Below are 21,118 nucleotides of genomic sequence, written 5' to 3' on the forward strand. Positions count from 1 at the left end.
CCATGGTTGGAAGCCTCATTTTCCGTCCGAACGTGAATTTCGGAACGAGAAAAGGAGGCGGCTATGAATGCCCCCGTTCGAGCTGCGGACACCAGGAACGCGGCAATTTCCCTGTCAATAGAAGGCATGACCTGCGCCTCCTGCGTCGGTCGTGTCGAACGAGCCCTCAAGGCCGTCCCCGGCGTTGCCGATGCGGTCGTCAACCTGGCGACCGAAAAGGCAAGCATCACGACGAATGCTCCCGTCGATCGCGCTACGCTCGTCAAGGCCATCGAGGATGTCGGCTATGAGGTTTCGGAGAGCCCTGCCGCACAAGCGGCCGCCTCGCTTGAAGTCGCGATCGAGGGCATGACCTGCGCCTCCTGCGTGGGTCGTGTCGAGAAGGCCCTGAAGGCCGTGCCGGGCGTCACCAGCGCCGTCGTCAACCTCGCGACCGAGAAGGCCACGATCCAGGGAACCGCAGACACGGCAGCCGTGATTGCGGCCATCGAGAATGCGGGCTACGACGCCAAGGTCATCTCGGCGGCAACCGGATCGAGCCAGGCCGAGACGAATGACCGCGCAGAGAAGAAGGAAGCCGAACGCCGCGAGCTGACCCGCGACTTCACCATCGCGGCGGTGCTGACCGCTCCGGTCTTCCTTTTGGAAATGGGCTCGCACCTCATTCCGGGCGTGCATGGCGTGATCGAATCCACCATCGGCATGACGAACAGTTGGTATCTCCAGTTCGTGCTGACGACGCTGGTGCTGTTCGTGCCGGGCATCCGCTTCTATGACAAGGGGCTTCCCGCCCTCTGGCGTCTGGCGCCGGACATGAACTCGCTGGTGGCAGTCGGCTCGCTCGCGGCTTACGGCTATTCGCTGGTCGCGACCTTCGCGCCGGGCTTCCTGCCCGCAGGGACGATCAACGTCTATTATGAAGCCGCCGCGGTCATCGTCACGCTGATCCTGCTCGGCCGGCTGCTCGAAGCCCGCGCCAAGGGGCGTACCTCGGAAGCGATCAAGCGTCTGGTCGGCCTTCAGGCCAAGACGGCGCGCGTCCGCCGTGACGGCAAGACGGTCGATCTTCCGATCGACTCCGTGCTGTCGGGTGACATCGTGGAGGTCCGTCCCGGCGACCGTATCCCGGTCGATGGCGAGGTCATCGAGGGCGAAAGCTATGTCGATGAATCCATGATCACCGGCGAACCGATCCCGGTTTCCAAGACGAATCGTAGCGAGGTCGTCGCCGGCACCGTGAACCAGAAGGGCGCCTTCGCGATCCGCGCCACGGCGGTCGGCGGCAACACCGTGCTGTCGCAGATCATCCGCATGGTTGAGGAAGCACAAGGCTCGAAGCTGCCGATCCAAGCGCTGGTCGACAAGGTGACGATGTATTTCGTGCCGGCTGTCTTCGCCGTCGCGGCTCTGACCTTCGCGGCATGGCTCTATTTCGGGCCGTCGCCGGCGCTCACCTTCGCGCTGGTCAATGCGGTCGCCGTGCTGATCATCGCCTGCCCCTGCGCCATGGGTCTGGCTACGCCGACCTCGATCATGGTCGGCACCGGCCGGGGCGCGGAGCTGGGCGTACTCTTCCGCAAGGGTGAAGCGCTGCAACTGCTGAAGGACGCCAGGGTCGTGGCCGTCGACAAGACCGGCACGCTGACCGAGGGCAAGCCCGCCCTGACCGACCTCGAACTGGCCGCCGGCTTTGACCGTGCGACCGTGCTGGGTCTAATCGCGGCCGTCGAAGCCAAGTCAGAACACCCGATCGCCCGCGCCATCGTGGAAGCGGCCGAGGCGGAAGGCATCGCGCTTCCCGCCGTGTCTGGTTTCGAATCGGTAACCGGCTTCGGCGTGAAGGCCGTGGTCGACGGCAAGCGTATCGAGATCGGCGCGGACCGCTACATGGTCGAGCTTGGCCATGACGTGGCGGGCTTCGCCGTCGTGGCCGAACGGCTCGGCAACGAGGGCAAGTCGCCGCTCTATGCCGCGATCGAGGGCAGGCTCGCGACGATCATTGCCGTGGCCGACCCGATCAAGGCGACGACGCCGGCCGCGATCAAGGCGCTGCACGATCTCGGGCTGAAAGTCGCGATGATCACCGGCGACAACCGGCGGACGGCCAAGGCCATCGCCGCGCGTCTCGGCATCGACGAGGTGGTGGCGGAAGTGCTGCCGGACGGCAAGGTCGAGGCGATCCGTCGCCTCAAGGCCGAGCACGGTAAGGTCGCCTTCGTCGGCGACGGCATCAACGACGCTCCGGCGCTCGCCGAGGCGGATGTGGGCCTCGCCATCGGCACCGGCACGGATATCGCCATCGAGGCGGCGGACGTGGTGCTGATGTCGGGCAGCCTGACCGGGGTGCCGAACGCCATCGCACTGTCGAAGGCGACGATCGGAAACATCCGGCAGAACCTGTTCTGGGCCTTCGCCTACAACACGGCCCTGATCCCGGTCGCCGCCGGCGCGCTCTATCCGGCCTACGGCATCCTGCTGTCGCCGGTCTTCGCCGCCGGCGCCATGGCCCTGTCGAGCGTCTTCGTGCTCGGCAATGCGTTGCGGCTCAAGACCTTCAAGGTCCCAACCTAATGAACCGAAGCAGCCGACCCTATATTCGGGGTCGGCTGTCGTACCTTACGGGAGAAAACGCATGAATATCGGACAAGCTTCGAAAGCGTCCGGCGTCTCGGCCAAGATGATCCGCTACTACGAACATACCGGCCTCATTCCGGCCGCCGATCGGACGTCTTCCGGCTATCGCGACTATTCGGACACGGACGTTCACATGCTGCGCTTCATCCGGCGCGCGCGTGATCTCGGCTTCTCGGTGGCCGAGATCGGCGATCTCCTCGGCCTCTGGCGCGACGAGTCGCGGCAGAGCGCGGAGGTCAAGCGTCTGGCGCAGGGCCACATCGACGCGCTGGAGAAGAAGATCGCGGACTTGCAGGACATGGCGCACACGCTCACGATGCTGGTGAAAGCCTGCACGGGCGACCATCGCCCGCATTGCCCGATCCTCCAGCGTCTGGAAACCGATCAGGACGATGAGGACCTCACGGTCCAGCCGCGCAGCGGTGCGATTACTCGTTCCGTGCAGTAGAGTAACACTCGGCCCGTTCGCCTAACCGAAGCGGCCTGATGTTTTCGTCCCTGCCAGATATGGCGGGGACTTGTCGTTTCAGGCTTGGGGTTTGCGCGCCGCCTGCCAGAGCAGCGGCACGAGGATCAAGGCGACCGGCGGAAACAACAGCCAGTTGATCGCCGCCCAGCCCGAGTTGTGCAGGACGCTGCCAGCCAGAAACGATACGGCGGCGGTCGTGCCGAAGACCATGAAGTCGTTCGCGCCCTGCGCCTTGGCGCGCTCGCCCGGCGTATGGCAGTCCGTGACCATAGCCGTCGCGCCGATGAAGCTGAAATTCCAGCCGAGCCCCATGATGGCGAGAGATCCCCAGAAATTGATCAGCTCAAGCCCGGCCAGTGCGACCACGGCCGAGACGGCGATGAGCAGCATCCCCGCAGCGGTGACCCGCTCCTTGCCGAAGCGTGTCATGAGACGGCCGGTGACGAAACTTGGCGCGAACATCGCCAGTAGATGCCACTGGATTCCGAGTGCTGCACTGTTGACCGAATGGCCGGTGTTGACCATCGCGATCGGAGCCGCCGTCATGACGAAAGCCATGAGGCCGTAGGAGACGACGCCGGCTGCGACGGCGAGCATGTAGCGGGGCATCATCAGGATCTGAATCAGGGAACGGCCGGAGCTTTCGGACTCGGATTGCGAACCAGATTGCGGCGCGCGTAGCATCAACAGAATCGGGATGGACAACAGCGGAAGCGCCGCCTGGCTGAGAAAGCTGCCGACATAGGGCGTGCCGGGGAAGGAATCGCGTGTCCAGATGACGAGCTGGGGACCGATGACAGCCGCGATCAGTCCGCCGACCATCACCCAGGAGATTGCGCGTGCCTTCAACGCGCCTTCGGCAGCGTCGGCGGCGGCGAAGCGATAGCTTTGAACGTAGGAGCCGTAGAGACCGGCGGTAAAGCAGCCAACGCAGAACAGCAGAAACGATGCCACAAAGATACCAAGTGCTGCGATGAGACCCGCCGCGAGGCCGAAGAAGGCGCCGAACAAGTAACCGCTCCGGCGTCCCCAAGCGCGCATGACGAACGCGGCGGGCAGCGTGCCGATCGCCAGGCCGACGCCGAACAGGCTGACCGGCAGCGTCACCCATGCGGGGTTGTCGGCGAGCTGCTGGCCGACCAGGCCGCCGAGCGACATGACGATTGGCGCGCTCGATCCGCCGAGCGCCTGAGCGGCGGTCAGCACGGTGATGTTGCGCCGGACAGTTGCAGTATCGTCCATGGGAACTCCCACAATTATTTGCTTCGACGTTGACATGCCGGCAAAACTTTTGGGTTTTGCGGGAACGAAACCTTTCCTGAAACGTATATATACCCATACCGGGTAGGGGTAGCTGGATGTGCAATAAAAACTCGAAGCAGATCATTGCGTCACTCAACCGGATCGCCGGCCAGGTTCGCGGCGTCGGTCAGATGGTGGAGGACGAGCGATACTGCATCGACATTCTCAACCAGATCCACGCGGTCAAGGCCGCCCTCTCGAAGGTGGAGAACCAGGTGCTGCGATCGCATGCCGCCTGCTGCGTCGAGGAGGCGATCGCCTCGGGCGATGGCGACCTGCAAAGAGCAAAGTTCAACGAGCTGGTCGAGGTGTTCGCAAAGGCGAAACTATAGATCGAAGGGATCAGACAATGGCGACCCATGCTGCCAAACGCGCCGAACTTCATCGAATGGTGATGGAAAACCATACGTGTCCCTACGGGCTGAAGGCGCTCGATCTCCTCAAGCGCGAAGGCTACGAGGTCGATGATCACCATCTGACGACTCGCGCCGAGACGGATGCTTTCAAAGCAAAGCACAATGTTCAGTCAACGCCACAGACCTTCATAGGCGGCAAGCGGATCGGCGGCTACGATGATCTCGTCCGGTTCTTCGGCGGCAAGGTCAAGGACAAGGACACCGTCACCTACAAGCCGGTGATCGCGCTGTTCGCGATGGCAGCGCTGATGGCATTGGCCGCGAGCTGGGCGGCGTTCGGCAACCTCGCGACGGTCCAGGCGGCCGAATGGTTCATCGCCATCGCGATGTGTCTTCTTGCCCTTCAGAAGCTGAAGGACGTGGAAGGCTTCGCGACCATGTTCCTGAACTACGACCTTCTGGCGCAGCGGTGGGTCCGATATGCCTACATCTATCCCTTCGCGGAGGCGCTCGCCGGCGTCCTGATGATGGCTGGCGCCCTGATGTGGGTGTCGATCCCCGTCGCGCTGTTCATCGGCGGCATCGGCGCGGTCTCAGTGTTCAAGGCGGTCTATATCGACAAGCGCGAGCTGAAATGCGCCTGCGTCGGAGGCGACAGCAACGTGCCGCTCGGCTTCGTGTCGCTCACCGAGAACCTCATGATGATCGGCATGGCGGTCTGGATGATCTTCAAGCCGATGGGCATTGGACACTGACAACCGCGAAAGGACGATCAAATGGCGAGCGACCACACATCTCATGGCGGGCATTCGAGGGGCTCCCATGGCCGTCCCTATCTGATGTTCTGGATCAACATGATCCTCTGCCTCATTGTGATGTATGTCGTGATGTTTTCGATGATCGACGGCTGGGGCGACTTCCGGAATAATCTGAACATGCTTTACATGGCGATAACCATGTGGGCGCCGATGGGCATCTTCATGCTGGCGACAATGCCGGGCATGTTCCCGAACCGGAGCGCGAATATCGCCCTTTACGTCGTCTTCGCGCTGCTGACCGCCGGTTCCTTCTGGGCGACGCGGAGCCAGACCCTGATCGATGATCGCCAGTTCATCGATTCGATGATCCCGCACCATTCCGGCGCGATCCTGATGTGCCGCGAGGCGAAGCTTGCCGACTCGGAACTGAAAACGCTGTGCGACGAAATCATGGCAGCTCAGCGTGAGGAGATCGACAAGATGACGAGCATTCGAAATCGTCTCTAGTGTAGCGGCGGCGATAAAGACTCTACATCACGCACGCCGTCGCCGCCGCCAGAACCAGATATCGCCCGAGCTTGGCGACGCCAACTAGGAGGAGAAAGACGGGTAGCGGCTCCTTCATGATCCCGGCCGCGAGGGTTAGCGGATCGCCGATGACCGGCATCCAGCTTAGCAGCAACGACCATTTCCCATAGCGGCGATACCAACGCCGCGCCCGCTGGAGACCGGCTTCCGACACCGGGAACCAGCGCCGGTTACGGAAACACTCGACGCCGCGCCGATGATCCAGTTGACGACCGAGCCGGCCACGTTGCCAAGGCTCGCTGCGGCGACCAATGCCCAGGCCGCGAAAGAATCGGCCAGCAGCAGCCCGATCAGCGCGGCTTCCGACTGCATCGGCAGCAGGGTGGCAGCAAAGAAGGCGGTGAGGAACAGGCCCAAGCAGGCCGCCAGTGTGCTCAAGCACCGGCCCCGCGATCGCGCGGCGAAGCCGGCCATCTTGTATGATGGCGGTCGATGACGAAGGCATGGCGGTGCCGATATCCGCCATCGGCGGCAGCCGCATCGGACAGATGCGGATGGCTCGCCTCGAGCGTGTCATGCATATGGTCGAGTTCGTCGGGATCGGCCGCGGGCCAGAGGACCGCAGCGGCCGATACGGCGGCGGCGGCCAGCAGCCCCAGCGCAACGAAGGTGATCGGGAGGCCAAACGCGGCGCCCAGGCGCTCCGCGAAGGTCGCTGCGATAGGGGCCACCCCCACATAGGCGACCATCTTGATGGCGAGCGCCGTTCCCAGCACCGCATCCGCATCGGGACCGGCGAGATCATAGGCCAATAGCCCCAGCGCGATCGTGGCAAGCCCTGTTCCGATAAGCGCGATAACCTGTGCCAGGAAGAGGTGGCGATAGGTGCGGTTTCCAAGAACCTGCAACATAGGAACCTCACAAGTACTTGGTTATTTCCTTGAATTCGTCGATCGAACGACGATCGTCCTTAACAAGCGGCCCGACCACGTCGTCGAGACAGTGGTCGAGGTGGTTCTGAATCAGCGTCCGCTTGGCTTGTGCGATGGCCTTTTCGACCGCGTGAAGCTGCTGCGCGATATCGAGGCATGGCCGACCAGCTTCGATCATCTCGACGATCCCGCGCAAATGGCCGTCCGCACGCTTGAGGCGCATTGTGATCGCGGCGTGGGATCTGTGGGCATCGGATTGTTCGCTCATCCAGATATCCTATCCCCCTGGAGAGGATATTGTAACGAGCCTGCCGCCGGCGTCGCCTCAACCCCATGATCGTCGATAAGCCGTCGGCGTCGTCCCGAGCCAGCGCTTGAACATGGCGGTGAGAGAAGCCTGCCTTTCAAATCCCAGCGACGACGCCACCGTGCCGATCTCGTAGCCTTGGACCATCTTTCAGACGCCGCCGTCGCATGGTGGCTGGCTACTTTCTCGTTGCCACGCCAGCGGCGAAGATGCCCAACAGGGTAAGAAGCGCGATGCCGAGCGTAACATAGCGTGCGGAATCCACCGCAGATTCCCCGCCTGCCGCCATCAGCGTGCCAGCGAGTGCGGAAGTGATCGAGAAAGCAATAAGCTGTGTGATGGTGATCGCAGCAGCAGCCTTGCCTCCTTCGGCGGGATCATGTGTGCTGCTCATCGCTGCAACACCGAGCAGCGGCCACGCCAGTCCGATGCCGACGCCGGCAAGCGCGAGGACAGCCGCCCAAATCAGCACCATCCCGATATCGGCACCGAACACTTGTAGAAGTCCATAAGCGATCAGCCCAGCCGTCAACAGCAGTGGGCCGACGCGGATGGCGCGGCGGCGGCCGCTCTCACTCTTGACCGAAACAATGAAGAGCTGGGCGATGACCCATGCCAGCGAAAGAACTGCGCCAAGGAAACCGGCGATCAGCGGCGAAAGGCCCGCCAGTTGCTGACCAAACAGGGGGATGAAGTTCTCCACCATCACGCCCGCGCTCAGGGCAGCGACCGTGAGATAGACCCATTTCAGGGAGTTGCCACGCCGATAGGTGATGTGCGGAAGGATGGTCTCTTTTGCTCGCCGCTCCACGACGACGAAGAGCCAGAGCAGCACGATGCCAATTCCGACCATTGCCAGCGTTGGCCAGCCTATCGGCACGATGGCGCTGAGGCTGATAGCGATGGTCGCAAGCACAAGCGGAATGAGGGAGGCGACGGGAACAGGTGAACGATGCCCCGATCCAGCCATGCGGCCGAACGCGCGTTGAGCGATGATTCCGAACAGCAGCGAAACGACCGCCAGCGCACCGTAGGACCAGCGCCAGAGGCCCAGTTCTGCGAACACGCCGCCAAGCGCCGGCCCGAACAGCGTCCCCAAGCCCCACATGGCCGACACGACGCCGGTTGCCCGCGCCCAATGGCGTTCGGGAAGTGCTGCACGAATTACCGCATAGCCGAGTCCTGCCAGCAAACCGCCGCCAAGTCCTTGCACGACGCGACCGACGATCAGCGGTTCCATCGTTGGGCTGGCGGCATTGGCCGCTGCGCCGAGAGCGAAGACGACGAACGCCGTAACATAGGCAAGCGCCGGCCCCTTCCAGTCGAGAATGCGGCTGACGAACAGCGAGGCTACGATTGCCGAGATAACGAACGCAGTCGTCACCCACGCATAATATTGCTGCCCGCCAATATCCGCGACGATGGAGGGCATCAGTGCGGCGGTGAAATAGAGGTTCATGGCATAGAGCAGCACGCCGCTTGCCATGACCAGAACAATGGCGAGGTGGCGGCCGGACAGAAGATCGGACCATCCGTCCAGATGCGCCGCAGGCGCATTTGCGGGATCGGCCGAACCGGCCGGGGTTGGTGAGCTATTCATCGGGGATTCTCCGAAAGGGGGAAGTTCAGTTGGCTGCGCGCCGGACGGCCAAGGACAGCCCCAACACGACTAGCGAGACGAGCAGGACAATGCTGGGAGCGACCGCATGGCCGTAATCAGCGTTCAGCAGTGTCGTGAGGGAAGCAGCGGCCATCACGAGCGCGCCAAGGCCGGCTCCATAGGGCCGCGAGCCAGCGCGGATCAGCATCAGCCCAGCCGCCAGTTCGAGAATGGCGGTGATGTAGTGGAACCAGTCGGGGTAACCCCAAGCCACATAGGCCGCCGCATTTTCCTCTGAGATGAAGATGTTGCCGTAAGCGCCGAAGAGAAAGAAAGCTGCCAGCAGCCAAGCCAGGCTGGTCGCTATGATCGGAAGGGGTCTGTTCATGTGGCCTCGCATCTTGGAAATCGGACCGGCTGAGGCAGCATAGGACTGGACCAACCAGCCGTTCCGACATAGATTGAATGCTCACTCTAGTTATGATCGACGTGTGGTCAAGCTATATTAGAGCGATCATTCTATGTTTATGGAGGCCCCATGGTCCGCAAGCGCGTTCCCGAGCAGCATGAAGGCAGAAGGCAGGAGATTCTCGCAGCGGCGCATAGGTGCTTCCTGCGCCATGGTCTGCAGGGCGCGTCGATTTCGATGATCTGCAAAGAAGCGGCGATGAGCCCCGGCCACCTCTATCACTACTTCCCCAGCAAGGACGCTATCATTGAGCAGATGGCGGATGATTACCTTGCCAGTCTCCACAGCCATTTCAGCGGCCACCCCGAGGACGAACAGACGGCGACTGTTCTGCTATCGGAATTGTGGAGCATGAAGGGGTGGGACGATCTCGGTCATTGCCGCATTCTGTTCGAGTTGCTGGCAGAAGCGGGGCGTAACGAAAGAATCAGGGCCATCCTCAAACAGAACACTGATGGTGTTCGAACATTGCTGGCAGAAGCGCTGACCGCAGGTCAGGCGCGTGGCGAAGTCGATTCCGGCCTTGACCCTAAGCACACCAGCGCGGTTCTGGTGGCGGTCCTTGATGCCGCGCCGATGCTGCCGTTGATGACAGCGGACCTTGACTTCGAGGAGAGCCGCAAACTGGTCACGACAATGGTTGGCCGATTTCTGAAGCCTCAACAATGAAGCGGATTATGAAAATGGGGGATGGCGGCCGGTCGAAGCATTGGTGCCAGTCGCGCCAAAAACTTCCCTTTGATGTCGCGGATCGCGTCAAGTCATGACAGATGTTTCACAGCTAACCTCGCCCGACTTGTCCGGGTTGCAAGCATTTCTGGCGCTGTGTCTCTATACAGCCGTAACATCGGTCACGCCCGGACCGAACAACATGATGGTGCTGGCATCCGGTGTTAATTTCGGCATTCGGCGGACATTGCCACATATTGCGGGCATCAGCATTGGTTTCGCCGCGATGATCGTCATCATGGGGATGGGCCTTGGAGTGATTTTCGAGGCGTATCCCATGCTCAACACCATCCTGCGATGGGTTGGCGGCGCCTATCTTCTGTATCTGGCATGGAAGATCGCCGGGGCCGCAGCACCGGAGAATGCAGAAAGATCGGCTGCCAGACCCTTGGGCTTCATTGGCGCTGCTGCGTTCCAATGGGTCAACCCCAAGGCATGGGTCATGGCGCTCGGTGCCGTCGCCACCTATCTTCCGGGCTCTCCCTCGTTGTCGTCCGTCGCCGCAGCTGCACTGCTGATGGCAGCGATCAACGCACCCTGCGTCGGCATCTGGGCGGCGTTCGGTGTTGGCCTCCGCCGGCTTCTTACGGAGCCTGCGAAGCTGCGCGCCTTCAATCTCACCATGGCAGCGCTGCTGGTTGTCTCGCTCTATCCAATCTTTGTGACGTAGAGCCAGCTGCTGTTCGCTAAATCGGCATCGAAACACTCCGCAGCGCCAGTCGGAACGGATGACGATCCCGGCTACGCTTCATTCCTCGAATTCAAGATAATCACGTTAAATGCGGATGGAATCTGATGGCAAATACTGAACACATGATCGTCGTAACCGGTGGCCCCGGTTCCGGCAAAAGCAGTCTGATCGATGCCATGGCCCAGCGCGGCTTCCGCACCATGCCCGAGGCCGGCAGGGCGATCATTCGAGACCAGATCAGGATCGGCGGTAAAGCTTTGCCTTGGGCGGATCGCGCACTCTTCGCCGAACTCATGTTGGGCTGGGAACTGCGTTCTTATCAGGAGGCACTTGCAAGTGACGCGCTTGTCTTGATGGACCGTGGTATGCCGGATGTTGTTGGTTATCTCACACTCTGCGGCCTGCCTGTGCCTGCTCATTTCGAGACGGCGGCCAAAACCTACCCTTACAACAAGCGGGTTTTTCTCGCCCCGTATTGGGATGCCATCTTCACGCAAGACACTGAGCGCAAACAGGACAGGCAAGAGGCCGAGGCGACCGGTATGGTCATGGCTGAGACTTATGGCAGGCTTGGCTATCAGATAGTCGAGCTGCCGCTGGTGGGAATCGAGCAGCGGGCCGACTTCGTTGCTGAAAATTTGAGAGCTTAGAGCGAAGTGACAGTCCTCATCCAATTGGCGCTAACTCATCCAGCAACTTCCGAGGCCGCGCCGGTTTCGCGCTCCGTCAAGACGCGATCGATCAAACCCCATTCCAACGCTTCTTCCACCGTCATGAAGCGGTCGCGGTCCATGGCTTGTTCGAACTCTTCATAACTGCGTTTGCAATGCTCCGCGTAGAGCCGGGTCATGCGCTGCTTGGTTTTCAGGATCTCCTCGGCATGGATCAGCATATCCGACGCCTGCCCTTGGAATCCGCCTGATGGTTGGTGAATCAGGATGCTGGCGTTCGGCAATGCCGCGCGTTCGCCGGGTTCGCCGGCCATCAGCAGGAATGACCCCATCGAGCGGGCCGTCCCCATACAAAGAGTATGCACCGGAGCGCGGATGTATCGCATGGTGTCATACATGGCGAGCCCGCTGGTAACGACGCCACCGGGAGAATTGATGTATAGCTGAATTGGCTTCTTGGGATTCTCGGCTTCCAGAAACAGTAGCTGCGCGCAGACGAGCGCGGAAACGGTGTCGTTGACCTCACCGTTCAGGAAAATGATCCTCTCGCGCAGAAGGCGGGAATAGATGTCGAAAGAGCGTTCGCCACGGCTGGATTGCTCGATGACCATAGGGACGAGTTGCATCGCTTCGCGCATAGGCGAACTCCTGTCTTCTAGATTTTGATGTGTTGTTTGAGGTGCTATGCTGCGAGCATAAGCACGGGCCAATTGTTGTTCGCGGCAGGGGGTGTTCGCCGAACGGATCGGGCGTCCACAAGATGATGGATGATCCTCAACCTCGTGCCGCCATAGACATTGGGACCGACTTGGAACGTCACAATGCTTTCGAGGAAAGGCGATTCTTCTTCGCGCATCCGATAGCGGACTTCCTCTCCCGGTTCTGCCGAGATCGGGACAGCATCGGCCAAGTCTTTTTCAGGCAGCCATTTTTCTCGAAGCTCTGGAATACTAATCGCCCGCCAAACCATTTCAGGGGGAGCGTCGATTTCATATTCCACGACGAGATTATCCTTGGGCTTCTTTGCCTCCGTGTCGCTCATTGGTCCATGTCCCTTAGTAAGCTCTTCAAAGCGTCAATTCTCGCAGGCCAATAGGCCCGATACTTCGCCAGCCATTCCGCGATGAGTGCCAGCCCCTCTGGATCGACCTCATAGTTCACAAAGCGGCCCTGACGTTCTTCCCGCACCAGCTTGGCGTTGCGCAGGACAGAGAGATGTTGCGACATCGCCGGCTGACTAATTTCCATACCCTGCCGCAGTGTGACGGCGTTCATGCTGCCGGACGCCAGCTTCTCGAAAATCGCGCGGCGTGTCGGATCGGCCAGAGCTTTGAATATGTCGTTCGGGATCATAACAATAGATAAGCGCACACTTATCTGATTCGCAAGGGCGAACCATCATCACAACATAATCCCTCGTTGCCGCCCTAGCTGCCACGACACCGATCCGCCCTGAACGACGCCCATAACCTCGCGACCGAGCTGTCGGTCTATGACCGGCCGCCATGGGACCAAGGTAAACTCGTGGGACTGCTCGACCACGGCGAACTTGCCGCTCGATAGCTGCACGGTGCCGGTGAATTTGCCGCTGATGTTCTCGCCGTCCGTGGCGGCACGGAAAGGCAGGCCCTTGCTCTCGGCCATCTCCCCGCCAACACGGGCAACCTCGCGCTCGCGCAGGGTGGCGAGAAGGCTGCTCCGGTAGAAGATGCGGCCATTCCGTGCTCGGGTAGCGTCGCCTTGCTCGATATGATGCTCGCGGCGCTGGTCCATGGCCTCGCGCACCTGCTGGCCGAAACCGGCCGGCGCAATATCGGCGGTTTCGCTGTGGATCAATCGCCGGTCCAGCCACGTCGCGCCGTCCGAATGTATCTGCCTTTCCAGATTGATGGGTGACAGGACGCGAACACTGGCCTGCCGGTCTCGGCCGGCATCGTAGTCGGCGGCGCGGCTAACCAGATCATTGGGGATGCGCCATTGGTCGGCGTCGATGCGCTCGACGATCCCGGCGCGGCGCAATGCCTCCAGCCGACGAACATGGGCATCGACATAGCCCTCATAGTCGCCACCGGGAACGCGGCCCTCGAATTTCGCCTGTTCCAGGGTCGATAGATGCCGTCCTCGGCGATGGCGGTGATGGTGCGGTCGGACGGCCGGGCTGTCGCCTCGGCCGGGCCGATCTGGATGACGCCGCGGATACGGGCTTCCGTTGACGACCCTGATGCAAACGCTGGCGGTCGATTCAATTGCCCACCGGAGATGACAGCGTCATTGTTGAGGCAGGCCATCGAATAAGGATTGAGAAAACTATATGGCCAAATGGCCTGCCTGGACGCTTTGAGAGAAAGATCACCATCAGCCCGGTTGAGCTTGGTGACGCACAGTAGCCATCCTGAACATCATACGGACCTCGGCTTCCGGATCGTCTCGAACCCATAGCAATGCGTGAGGGAACGAACGCTGGATGAAACGCCGAGGCGGATGCGACTAACGCTCGTTTAGAGTGCTATAGCGTAAACGTAGTTGTCATCTTCACCCGGTGCAGCGCTCCGCCTTCCTCATCGGCCAGAGTTTCAAGACGGCCACCGAAGAAGTCGATGCAATTTGCGGCCCCTCTCATCGTCGAGAATCCTTCGTTCAGCGCGGCTCCGATGCTTTGTTTGCCGCGTCGCAACTCTGTCATCGTTTTCCGTGCTCACGACGATCAGGAGTGTTGAACGCTGGCGTCGCGTTCGGCGACGCCTTCTCGTTCCTCACGGACATGGGAGAGCATATCGAGCAGGACGTCGCCCACATGCTGATCGGAGATTTCGTAGAACATCTGCTTCGAATGTCGGACCCGCGTTACCAGCCGCGCGCCGCGAAGCAGTCGCAGGTGGTGGCTGACGAGCGACTGCGACAGCTCAAGCGTTTCGGAGATATCGGTGACCGACTTCGGGCCTTCCTCGCAATGGAGGAGAATCCTTAGCCTGCTGGGGTCACCCAGCAGGCGGAATGTTTCGGATAGGAAGTTCAACTCCTGGGTCGAAAGGGGATCTGCCTTGTTCAACGGTTTTCCTTTCCAGCTTTCCGAGTGAACCCATGAAGAGTGGACGGTCAGTGCGAATGCCCTGCGTGGGACACAGCCGCCTTGCTCGGCTCCTCCAGGGTGCAACTGGCCACGCCGTCCCAGTCGATCCCGATCGTCGGGTGCTCGATCTTGAACTGCGTCTTCAGCTCGTGGTCGACTTGCTGCATGACGGTGCGCACATCGACGCCTTCCATCGGCTGCACCTGAAGGGTTGCCAGCACACGGCCGGAAGTCAGCGACCAGACATGGACGTGGTGGACGCTCTGGATGCCGGGAACGGTCTTTCGAAGATGCTCGGAGATCTTCTCCGCGCCGGCGTTGTCGGGCGCACCTTCGAGCAGGATATGCAGCGTGTTCCTGAGCAGGCTCCAGGCGCTGCGCAGGATCAGCAGCGACACGAACACCGACAGGATGGGATCGATCGGGGTCCAGCCAGTGTACCAGATGACGATGGCGGCAATGATCGCGCCGACCGAGCCGAGCAGATCGCCCATGACATGCAGCACGGCGCCCTTGACATTGACGTGATCGGAGTCGCCGCGCGTCAGATACCAGAGGACGAAGAGGTTCACGAGCATGCCGATGATGGCGACGACGAACATCGAACCGGCCATGACCGGCTGCGGCTCTTGGAAGCGCTCGATGGCCTCGTAGACGATCCAGGCGACGATGCCGAACAGGGTAAGGGCGTTGATGAGGCCCGCAATCACCTCGAAGCGGGCATAGCCGAAGGTGCGCTGGCTGTCGGCGACGCGGCGGCCGAGGCGGAAGGCAACGTAGGCGAGACCGAGCGCGATGGCGTCGGTCAGCATATGTCCCGCATCGGCAAGCAGCGCGAGCGAACCGGAGATCACACCGCCGACTGCCTCGACGACCATGAAGATGAAGATGATGAAGAAGGAAATGAGGATCTTGCGCTCGTTTTCCTTCGTTACGGTCGGTACGTGTGAGTGATCATGATCGTGGCCGTGGTGGTCGCTGTGGGAGTGAGAGTGGTCTGCCATAGGTCGGTCCAGTGGTTGCGTTCAGTCTAAACACTTGAATACATGTTCAAGTGTTTATTGTCAACCGGCCCGCGTAAGAAATTTGAAAGCTATTCGAAGGCACCGCAAAATCACGTAAATTTCCCGACAAGTGGGCTTGACCTTGTCACCGTTGGAATCTGCACGATGCCCCCTCGAATGGGTGACGCATGCGGAGGTAGAGGTGATTGCTCAGACGTGACCGCGAGCCTGAAATCCAGATGCGGCAACTCCACTATGTGATTGCAGCGGCCGAGCATGGCAGCTTCCGACAGGCGGCGATAGCGGTCGGCGTTCGAGAATCGGCGGTCAGCCGCCGCATCCGCGATCTGGAGGATCAGGCCGGTGCGGCGCTGTTCATTCGATATCAGCGGGGGGTGGTCATCACCGAGGCGGGACGGAAGTTCCTGACGCACGCTCGGAGGGCGATCGCGGAAATCGATCTGGCCGTGAAGGAAGTGAGAGCTGCGGGCCGCGCCGAAAAGGGCGTGCTACGCATCGGCATATTCTCGTCCCTCGCCTCGGGCTTCATCGCCGATCTGCTGGAGCGATACGCAGGGGAGCATCCCGGTGTTCGCACGAGATTCATCGAAGGCACGCCTGCCGACCACAAGGCCGCTGTCCGGCACCACGAGATCGACATCGCCTTCCTGACGGGCGAGCCGCACGTCGCGGGATGTGAGGTGACGCGGCTGTGGGCCGAGCGCGTGTTCGTCGTCCTGCCGGAAAAGCATGAGCTTGTGGCAAGGGAGGAGATCGAATGGGCCGACCTGCGCGACCGGCATTTCATCGTCAGCGAGGCGGAGCCTGGTCCCGAGATCCACGACTATCTCGTCAAGCATCTCGCCGAGCTGGGCCACCATCCGAGCGTCGAGCAGTGCCCGGTCTATAACCGGGACACGCTGATGCAGTTGGTGGCTCTGGGAAAAGGTATCTCGCTCACCAGCGAGGCCACGACGGGGACCAGATTCCGGGGCGTGGCGTATCGGCTTCTGGTGACGGAAGAACTGCCGTTCTGCGCGGTCTGGTCGCAACGCAACGACAATCCGGCGCTGCGCCGGATGCTGAGCCTCGCCCGCAACCTGTCGGCGAAACGGTTCGGGACTCGCCCGATCAGCGACGATCAGGCGTGACCGAGCGGCGGGCCTTGGCGAACCCGCGGTCGGTGGCGATGAAGCGCTCCAGCATGGGCACGATGAGCTTCATCGGATCGGCGACCGGCTGGCCGGTGTCCCGCCCCAATATCTGCGCGTAGGTGGCAAGGTCATCGGCGAGCGCAGCCGGCAGCTCAAGCGTGACCTTGACCGGCTTGTCGTTGGCGAGCGGACCGAGTTTCAGCTTGGTCATGGATCATCCCCTGTAGGGTTCGAGGACCAGATCGCGGGTCACGATCATCCGGACCGGGAAGCCCGGCCGGATGGTCAGCGTGGGGGCGACCTGCAATTGCCGCTGGATGATCTGCTGGCCCGCCTGATTGATCGTATCCTGCGAGCCGTCGCGGATCGCGCGGATCAGGCGGTCCTCGTCGCTCGTCGCGAGTTCGGCGCCGACGGCAAGCAGGGTGGAGAGCCCGGCCGCCTTGGCGAGATCCCACCAGTGGTAGTCGACACCATCCTCTAGCCCGGCATAGCCTTGGCTGTCCGCGCCGGGCTGGCGCTCCAGCACGATCGAGCGACCATTGGGGAAGATCAGCCGGTTCCAGACCAACAAGACCCTCCTTTGGCCGAACTGCACGCTGTTGTCGTACTGACCGATGATGCGCGTGCCCTGCGGCACGAGGAGAACGCGGCCGGTCGGGCTGTCATAGATGCTTTCCGTGACCTGCGCGGTGATCTGGCCGGGAAGGTCGGAGCGGATGCCGGTGATCAGTGCTGCCGGGATGACCGCGCCCGCCTGAAGCACGAAGGGCGATGCCGGAGCCATGACGCGGTCGGTCGTGGTGGTCCGGCGATCGACGGCGGCGTTGAGGAAGGCGTTCTGCCGGTCCTGCGCGGTATTTCCGCCGAGGCCGAGCCCGGCGAGATTGGGCAGACCTGCGCCGGCGGCCGAATCCGCGCCTGCGGTTGGGTTCGTGCGTGTCTCGGTCTGGAAAAAGACGCGGCTCGTGCGTGCGGCTTCCTCCTCGGCGCGCCGCCGCTGCTCTTCCTGATCCACGGTTGGATCGGGGACGGTGGGCGGAACGACGGGCTTGCCCTCGTTCTGCGCGCTGAGGATCGGCCGGCCGAGATCGCCGGGCAGTGCCGGGCCGAGGACCGGCCCGGTATAGTCGCGTGGAAGGCCGGCGAGCCCATCGGCCGTCGCCCGGTTCTCGGTCGAATAGAGTTCCTCGCCATCCGCGCCGCGATCGCGGGTCTGGAGCGCATAGATCAGCGCGCCGCCGATACCGAGCGAAACGATGAGGCCGGCTCCGGCCAGCGCCTTGCGCGATAGGCGCGTGACGCGCGGGGCTTCGGCGCGAAGGCGCATCGGGGCAGCATTGTTGTTTCCGGTGTCTGTCATGACGACTGCCCTCCCTTGTCCTGGCGGACATTCGTTGCGCGCGAGGAGCCGTCGATGCGTTCGATCCTGACGGTCTGCTGACGCTTGCCCCCGCCAAGCCGCAGCTCGGCCGCGCCGAACAGGCGATCGACGATCAGCACGTTGCGATAGGTGCGCGTATTGGCGATCTGGGCCTCGCCTTCGGGGCCGATCACGAAGATCGGCGGCAATTCGCCCTGGACGATGCCGCGCGGAAACTCGATGTAGACGCGCCGCCCGTCGTCATAGACGGAGACCGGCTTCCACGGCGGATTGTCGCCGGATGCGAAGCCATAGCGATAGTTCCGCGCCGCCACGGCCGGGATAACCGGCGTTGTCGGTATCGCCTGCGCCGAGCCTCCGCGGGCGCGCGGATAGGACCAGGCGACGGACGGCATGTAGGGTTTCTCGCGCGAGCGCAGCTCGATCATGTAGGTGCGCCGGTCGGTGGTGATGACGAGATTGGTCGAGATTTCCGCGCGCGACGGTTTCACCAGCACATGCACGCGCCGCGTCTCGCCGGAGCCGCTCTCGGTGTCGCCGATGATCCAGCGTGCTGTGTCGCCGGCGGCGATCGGGCCTGCGCCGGTCAGGCTTTCACCCGGCTCAAGCGCGATGTTGGTGATCTGTCCGGGCGAGGCATAGATCTGATAGAGGGCGCCGTCGCTCCACGGATAGACCTGGATAGCGTTGTAATAGCCCTCGCGTCGCGGCTCGACGCGGGCGGCGAGATTGGCGTTCTCGACACGGGCGGTCGGCGTACTGGCTCCGCCGCCGCCCCGGCTCACCGTCCAGGCGGGCGGGATGTGGAGCGGCTTTGGCGTGGTGTCCGTCACAGCCGGTACGGCCGGCAGCGGCGGGACGTCGGAATCGTAGGTGATTGCAGGCGGCTTCTTCGCAGAAGCACATCCGCCGAGCACCGCAGTCGATACCAGCAAAGCCGTGATCACGGATTTACGGAAAGCCGGGTTTGCGGCATTGCGGAAGTGCGGCGTCATTGTCCCAACTCCCGCGACCAGTTGATTGCATTGACGTAGATGCCGAGCGGATTGGCCTTGAGCCGTTCGGCGTCGCGGGGCGGCTGGACGACGATGGTGAGAATTGCCGTCCATCGCTCGGTGGTCGAAAGCTGGCCGTTCTCATAGCGCCGCTCTATCCACGCGATCCGGAAGCTCTCCGGCGAGGCGCGGATGACCGAGGAAACCTCGACGGCAACCTGCTGCTTGCCGACCTTGGTGAAGGGGTCGTTGACGCGGGCATAGTCGTTGAGCGCGGCCGCGCCCCGGTCCGTCGTCCATTCATAGGCGCGCAGCCAGTTCTGCCGCACGATGATCGGATCGGCCGGGACGGAGCGGACCTGTTCGATGAAACGGGCGAGATGCCATGCGATCTGCGGATCGGTCGGACGGTAGTCGGCGGTTGCCGCGGCGACGGTCTGGGCCTGTCCCAGCTTGTCGACCTGAACGATCCAGGGAACGACGGTGCCCCGCGCCGACTGGACGACAAGAGCGGCGGCGAAGCCGGCCGACAGCGCCAGGCATCCGAAAGCCATAAAGCGCCAGTTGCGCGCCTGGACGCGGGCGGAGCCGATACGCTCGTCCCATATCTGGGCAGCCTTCTGATAGGGGGTCTCGGGTTGCGGCGTCTTGCCGTAGTGGGTGGCGGGTCGTCGGAAGAGGTTCATGAGCGGTCGCTTTCGGAGAGATTGACGGAAGAGCCGGAGCCGTGGCTGTCGCCGGAGCGGACCGCGTGGGCGGCCGCGGAAACGCCATGGCTCATTGCCTGGCCGCGCTTCATGCGCTGCGCCCAGGCCGGCGGGGTATTCACAGATCCGGCCGCGGCAGCGCCGGCGGAGGCGTCATTGGCGGCCTGCCCGCCACCTCCGACGGTTCCCATGGTCGAAGAGCCGCCCGTCGTTTCGAAAGCGCCCTTGACGCCGCCGGTGTGGCTCGACTTGAGGCTCTCAGCGGCGCGGGCGAGACCGCGACGCAGCGGCGAGGCAGCGCCCGAACCGGCGGCGCGCGCCACGCCGCCGAGACCGGAGGCGATGCCCGACATGCCGGACTGTCCCATCGAGCCGAGCGTATAGGCCGAGGAAGCCGCGCCGGCGGCGGCAGCGCCGCCACGCGCGGCGGCCGCACCTCCAGACAAAGCGAGCGCTCCGCCCTTGGCGGCCAGCACGGCTCCGCCGCCTGCGGCGAGCGCTGCGCCTCCGACCGCCAGCCCTGTGCCTACGGCGGCGCCCGCGCCGAGTTGAGGTCCGCCGGAGACGAGGCCGTTGGCGATGCCGGGGCCGAATATGCCGAGGCCGAGCAGGGAGAGCGCGGCGAGCACGATCGCCATGGCCTGGTCGATGGTCGGCGTCGCGCCGCCGAAGCCGGCGGTGAACTGCGAGAACAACGTCGAGCCGATGCCGATGATGACGGCGAGAACCAGGACCTTGATGCCGGAGGAGATCACGTTGCCGAGCACCCGCTCGGCCATGAACGCGGTCTTTCCGAACAGGCCGAAGGGGATCAGGACGAAGCCGGCCAGTGTCGACAGCTTGAACTCGATCAGCGTGACGAAGAGCTGGATCGCCAGGATGAAGAAGGCGAGGATGACCAGCACCCAGGCGAAGAACATGCAGGCGATCTGGATGAAATTCTCGAAGAAGGCGATCCAGCCCATGAGGTCGGAGATGGAATCGAGCAGCGGCCGTCCGGCGTCGAGTCCGGTTTGCGCCACCTTGCCGGGGCGCAGGAGATCGGCGGTGCTGAAGCTGGTTCCGGAGCCCTTCAGGCCGAGTCCGGCGAAGCTGTCGAAGACGATCTTCGCGAGGCTGTTCCAGTTGGAAATCAGGTAGGCAAAGACCCCGACGAAGAGCGTCTTTTTCACCAGCCGCGCCATGATGTCGTCGTCAGCGCCCCAGCTCCAGAACAGGGCCGCAAGCGTCACGTCGATCACGATGAGGGTTGAAGCTATGAAGGCGACCTCGCCGCCGAGCAGGCCAAAGCCGCTGTCGATGTAGGACGTGAAGACCGAGAGGAAATTGTCGATGACGCTGGTGCTGCCCATCTGCGC

General features: G+C 62.5%; 25 protein-coding genes and 2 pseudogenes. 9 read left to right on the forward strand and 18 right to left on the reverse strand.

Annotated features, from left to right (window positions below; genetic code table 11):
* Positions 1–63 precede the first annotated feature (63 nt).
* Positions 64–2,571, forward strand: a complete 2,508-nt coding sequence (locus ACQZ5F_RS15670) for a heavy metal translocating P-type ATPase (RefSeq protein ID WP_024899654.1) — start codon at positions 64–66, stop codon at positions 2,569–2,571.
* Between the two features lie 61 nt (positions 2,572–2,632).
* On the forward strand, positions 2,633–3,082 hold the full coding sequence (gene cueR, locus ACQZ5F_RS15675) for a Cu(I)-responsive transcriptional regulator (RefSeq protein ID WP_003500188.1): 450 nt from the start codon (positions 2,633–2,635) through the stop codon (positions 3,080–3,082).
* A 78-nt stretch (positions 3,083–3,160) separates the two neighbouring features.
* Here the strand turns inward: cueR and ACQZ5F_RS15680 are convergent, their stop codons facing one another.
* Complete coding sequence (locus ACQZ5F_RS15680) at positions 3,161–4,345, reverse strand: MFS transporter (protein ID WP_024899653.1); 1,185 nt, start codon at positions 4,343–4,345, stop codon at positions 3,161–3,163.
* Positions 4,346–4,461: 116 nt separating this feature from the next.
* Between ACQZ5F_RS15680 and ACQZ5F_RS15685 the strand changes: the two genes are divergently transcribed.
* From ACQZ5F_RS15685 to ACQZ5F_RS15695, 3 genes are read left to right on the forward strand one after another with little or no spacing between them, the layout of a single operon-like run.
* Entirely contained in the window at positions 4,462–4,737 is a 276-nt protein-coding gene (locus ACQZ5F_RS15685; RefSeq protein ID WP_003500186.1) for a metal-sensitive transcriptional regulator, read from the forward strand.
* Positions 4,738–4,754: 17 nt separating this feature from the next.
* A complete protein-coding gene (locus ACQZ5F_RS15690; RefSeq protein WP_003500183.1) occupies positions 4,755–5,516 on the forward strand; it encodes a glutaredoxin family protein in 762 nt (253 codons plus the stop codon).
* Positions 5,517–5,537: 21 nt separating this feature from the next.
* A complete protein-coding gene (locus ACQZ5F_RS15695) occupies positions 5,538–6,026 on the forward strand; it encodes a DUF305 domain-containing protein (protein WP_024899651.1) in 489 nt (162 codons plus the stop codon).
* A 22-nt stretch (positions 6,027–6,048) separates the two neighbouring features.
* Here ACQZ5F_RS15695 and ACQZ5F_RS15700 read toward each other — a convergent pair.
* The 6 genes and pseudogenes from ACQZ5F_RS15700 to ACQZ5F_RS15725 all read right to left on the reverse strand — a co-directional run bounded on the left by ACQZ5F_RS15700 (position 6,049) and on the right by ACQZ5F_RS15725 (position 9,274).
* Positions 6,049–6,485: pseudogene (locus ACQZ5F_RS15700) on the reverse strand (YqaA family protein).
* 257 nt (positions 6,486–6,742) lie between these two features.
* Positions 6,743–6,958: pseudogene (locus ACQZ5F_RS15705) on the reverse strand (MFS transporter); the annotation flags it as partial.
* Positions 6,959–6,965: 7 nt separating this feature from the next.
* On the reverse strand, positions 6,966–7,247 hold the full coding sequence (locus ACQZ5F_RS15710; protein WP_024899650.1) for a metal-sensing transcriptional repressor: 282 nt from the start codon (positions 7,245–7,247) through the stop codon (positions 6,966–6,968).
* Positions 7,248–7,304: 57 nt separating this feature from the next.
* Positions 7,305–7,433 carry a helix-turn-helix domain-containing protein gene (locus ACQZ5F_RS15715; protein WP_003500177.1) on the reverse strand — a complete coding sequence of 43 codons (129 nt, stop codon included), beginning with the start codon at positions 7,431–7,433 and terminating at the stop codon, positions 7,305–7,307.
* A 31-nt stretch (positions 7,434–7,464) separates the two neighbouring features.
* Positions 7,465–8,886 carry an MFS transporter gene (locus ACQZ5F_RS15720; protein ID WP_003500174.1) on the reverse strand — a complete coding sequence of 474 codons (1,422 nt, stop codon included), beginning with the start codon at positions 8,884–8,886 and terminating at the stop codon, positions 7,465–7,467.
* A gap of 25 nt (positions 8,887–8,911) precedes the next feature.
* Positions 8,912–9,274, reverse strand: a complete 363-nt coding sequence (locus ACQZ5F_RS15725; protein ID WP_003500172.1) for a DoxX family protein — start codon at positions 9,272–9,274, stop codon at positions 8,912–8,914.
* 150 nt (positions 9,275–9,424) lie between these two features.
* Between ACQZ5F_RS15725 and ACQZ5F_RS15730 the strand changes: the two genes are divergently transcribed.
* The 3 genes from ACQZ5F_RS15730 to ACQZ5F_RS15740 all read left to right on the forward strand — a co-directional run bounded on the left by ACQZ5F_RS15730 (position 9,425) and on the right by ACQZ5F_RS15740 (position 11,425).
* Positions 9,425–10,024, forward strand: coding sequence for a TetR/AcrR family transcriptional regulator (locus ACQZ5F_RS15730; protein WP_003500170.1), 600 nt, complete (start codon positions 9,425–9,427; stop codon positions 10,022–10,024).
* A gap of 94 nt (positions 10,025–10,118) precedes the next feature.
* Positions 10,119–10,754 carry a LysE family translocator gene (locus tag ACQZ5F_RS15735; protein WP_024899649.1) on the forward strand — a complete coding sequence of 212 codons (636 nt, stop codon included), beginning with the start codon at positions 10,119–10,121 and terminating at the stop codon, positions 10,752–10,754.
* Between the two features lie 122 nt (positions 10,755–10,876).
* Positions 10,877–11,425: an AAA family ATPase gene (locus tag ACQZ5F_RS15740; RefSeq protein ID WP_280113797.1), complete on the forward strand. Its 549-nt coding sequence runs from the start codon at positions 10,877–10,879 to the stop codon at positions 11,423–11,425.
* A gap of 35 nt (positions 11,426–11,460) precedes the next feature.
* Here ACQZ5F_RS15740 and ACQZ5F_RS15745 read toward each other — a convergent pair whose 3' ends face one another.
* From ACQZ5F_RS15745 to ACQZ5F_RS15770, 6 genes are all read right to left on the reverse strand, one after another.
* Positions 11,461–12,084: an ATP-dependent Clp protease proteolytic subunit gene (locus tag ACQZ5F_RS15745; RefSeq protein ID WP_024899647.1), complete on the reverse strand. Its 624-nt coding sequence runs from the start codon at positions 12,082–12,084 to the stop codon at positions 11,461–11,463.
* Between the two features lie 44 nt (positions 12,085–12,128).
* The gene (locus tag ACQZ5F_RS15750; RefSeq protein WP_024899646.1) at positions 12,129–12,488 is read right to left on the reverse strand and encodes an SRPBCC family protein; all 360 of its coding nucleotides are present in this window, start codon (positions 12,486–12,488) and stop codon (positions 12,129–12,131) included.
* Positions 12,485–12,799 carry an ArsR/SmtB family transcription factor gene (locus tag ACQZ5F_RS15755; protein WP_003500156.1) on the reverse strand — a complete coding sequence of 105 codons (315 nt, stop codon included), beginning with the start codon at positions 12,797–12,799 and terminating at the stop codon, positions 12,485–12,487. Before ACQZ5F_RS15755 ends, ACQZ5F_RS15750 begins: the two co-directional genes overlap by 4 nt.
* A gap of 48 nt (positions 12,800–12,847) precedes the next feature.
* A complete protein-coding gene (locus ACQZ5F_RS15760; protein ID WP_080600487.1) occupies positions 12,848–13,693 on the reverse strand; it encodes a DUF3363 domain-containing protein in 846 nt (281 codons plus the stop codon).
* 457 nt (positions 13,694–14,150) lie between these two features.
* Entirely contained in the window at positions 14,151–14,495 is a 345-nt protein-coding gene (locus ACQZ5F_RS15765; RefSeq protein WP_035243485.1) for an ArsR/SmtB family transcription factor, read from the reverse strand.
* A 47-nt stretch (positions 14,496–14,542) separates the two neighbouring features.
* Positions 14,543–15,520: a cation diffusion facilitator family transporter gene (locus ACQZ5F_RS15770; protein WP_024899644.1), complete on the reverse strand. Its 978-nt coding sequence runs from the start codon at positions 15,518–15,520 to the stop codon at positions 14,543–14,545.
* A 206-nt stretch (positions 15,521–15,726) separates the two neighbouring features.
* Here ACQZ5F_RS15770 and ACQZ5F_RS15775 point away from each other — a divergent pair, with 206 nt between their 5' ends.
* Entirely contained in the window at positions 15,727–16,671 is a 945-nt protein-coding gene (locus ACQZ5F_RS15775; protein WP_003500137.1) for a LysR family transcriptional regulator, read from the forward strand.
* On the opposite strand, the gene ACQZ5F_RS15780 is transcribed toward ACQZ5F_RS15775, so the two are convergent.
* From ACQZ5F_RS15780 to trbL, 5 genes are read right to left on the reverse strand one after another with little or no spacing between them, the layout of a single operon-like run.
* Positions 16,652–16,885: a DUF2274 domain-containing protein gene (locus ACQZ5F_RS15780; protein WP_003500135.1), complete on the reverse strand. Its 234-nt coding sequence runs from the start codon at positions 16,883–16,885 to the stop codon at positions 16,652–16,654. The two genes, ACQZ5F_RS15775 and ACQZ5F_RS15780, sit on opposite strands and share 20 nt — an antisense overlap.
* A gap of 3 nt (positions 16,886–16,888) precedes the next feature.
* Positions 16,889–18,037 carry a TraB/TrbI/VirB10 family type IV secretion system protein gene (locus ACQZ5F_RS15785; RefSeq protein ID WP_024899643.1) on the reverse strand — a complete coding sequence of 383 codons (1,149 nt, stop codon included), beginning with the start codon at positions 18,035–18,037 and terminating at the stop codon, positions 16,889–16,891.
* On the reverse strand, positions 18,034–19,053 hold the full coding sequence (gene trbG, locus ACQZ5F_RS15790; protein WP_003500131.1) for a P-type conjugative transfer protein TrbG: 1,020 nt from the start codon (positions 19,051–19,053) through the stop codon (positions 18,034–18,036). Before trbG ends, ACQZ5F_RS15785 begins: the two co-directional genes overlap by 4 nt.
* On the reverse strand, positions 19,050–19,739 hold the full coding sequence (gene trbF, locus ACQZ5F_RS15795; RefSeq protein ID WP_003500130.1) for a conjugal transfer protein TrbF: 690 nt from the start codon (positions 19,737–19,739) through the stop codon (positions 19,050–19,052). Before trbF ends, trbG begins: the two co-directional genes overlap by 4 nt.
* Complete coding sequence (gene trbL, locus ACQZ5F_RS15800) at positions 19,736–21,112, reverse strand: P-type conjugative transfer protein TrbL (RefSeq protein WP_003500129.1); 1,377 nt, start codon at positions 21,110–21,112, stop codon at positions 19,736–19,738. The genes trbF and trbL overlap by 4 nt, the downstream gene beginning before the upstream one ends.
* Positions 21,113–21,118: the final 6 nt, after the last annotated feature.

The organism is Agrobacterium sp. 22-210-1 (genome assembly GCF_053522525.1).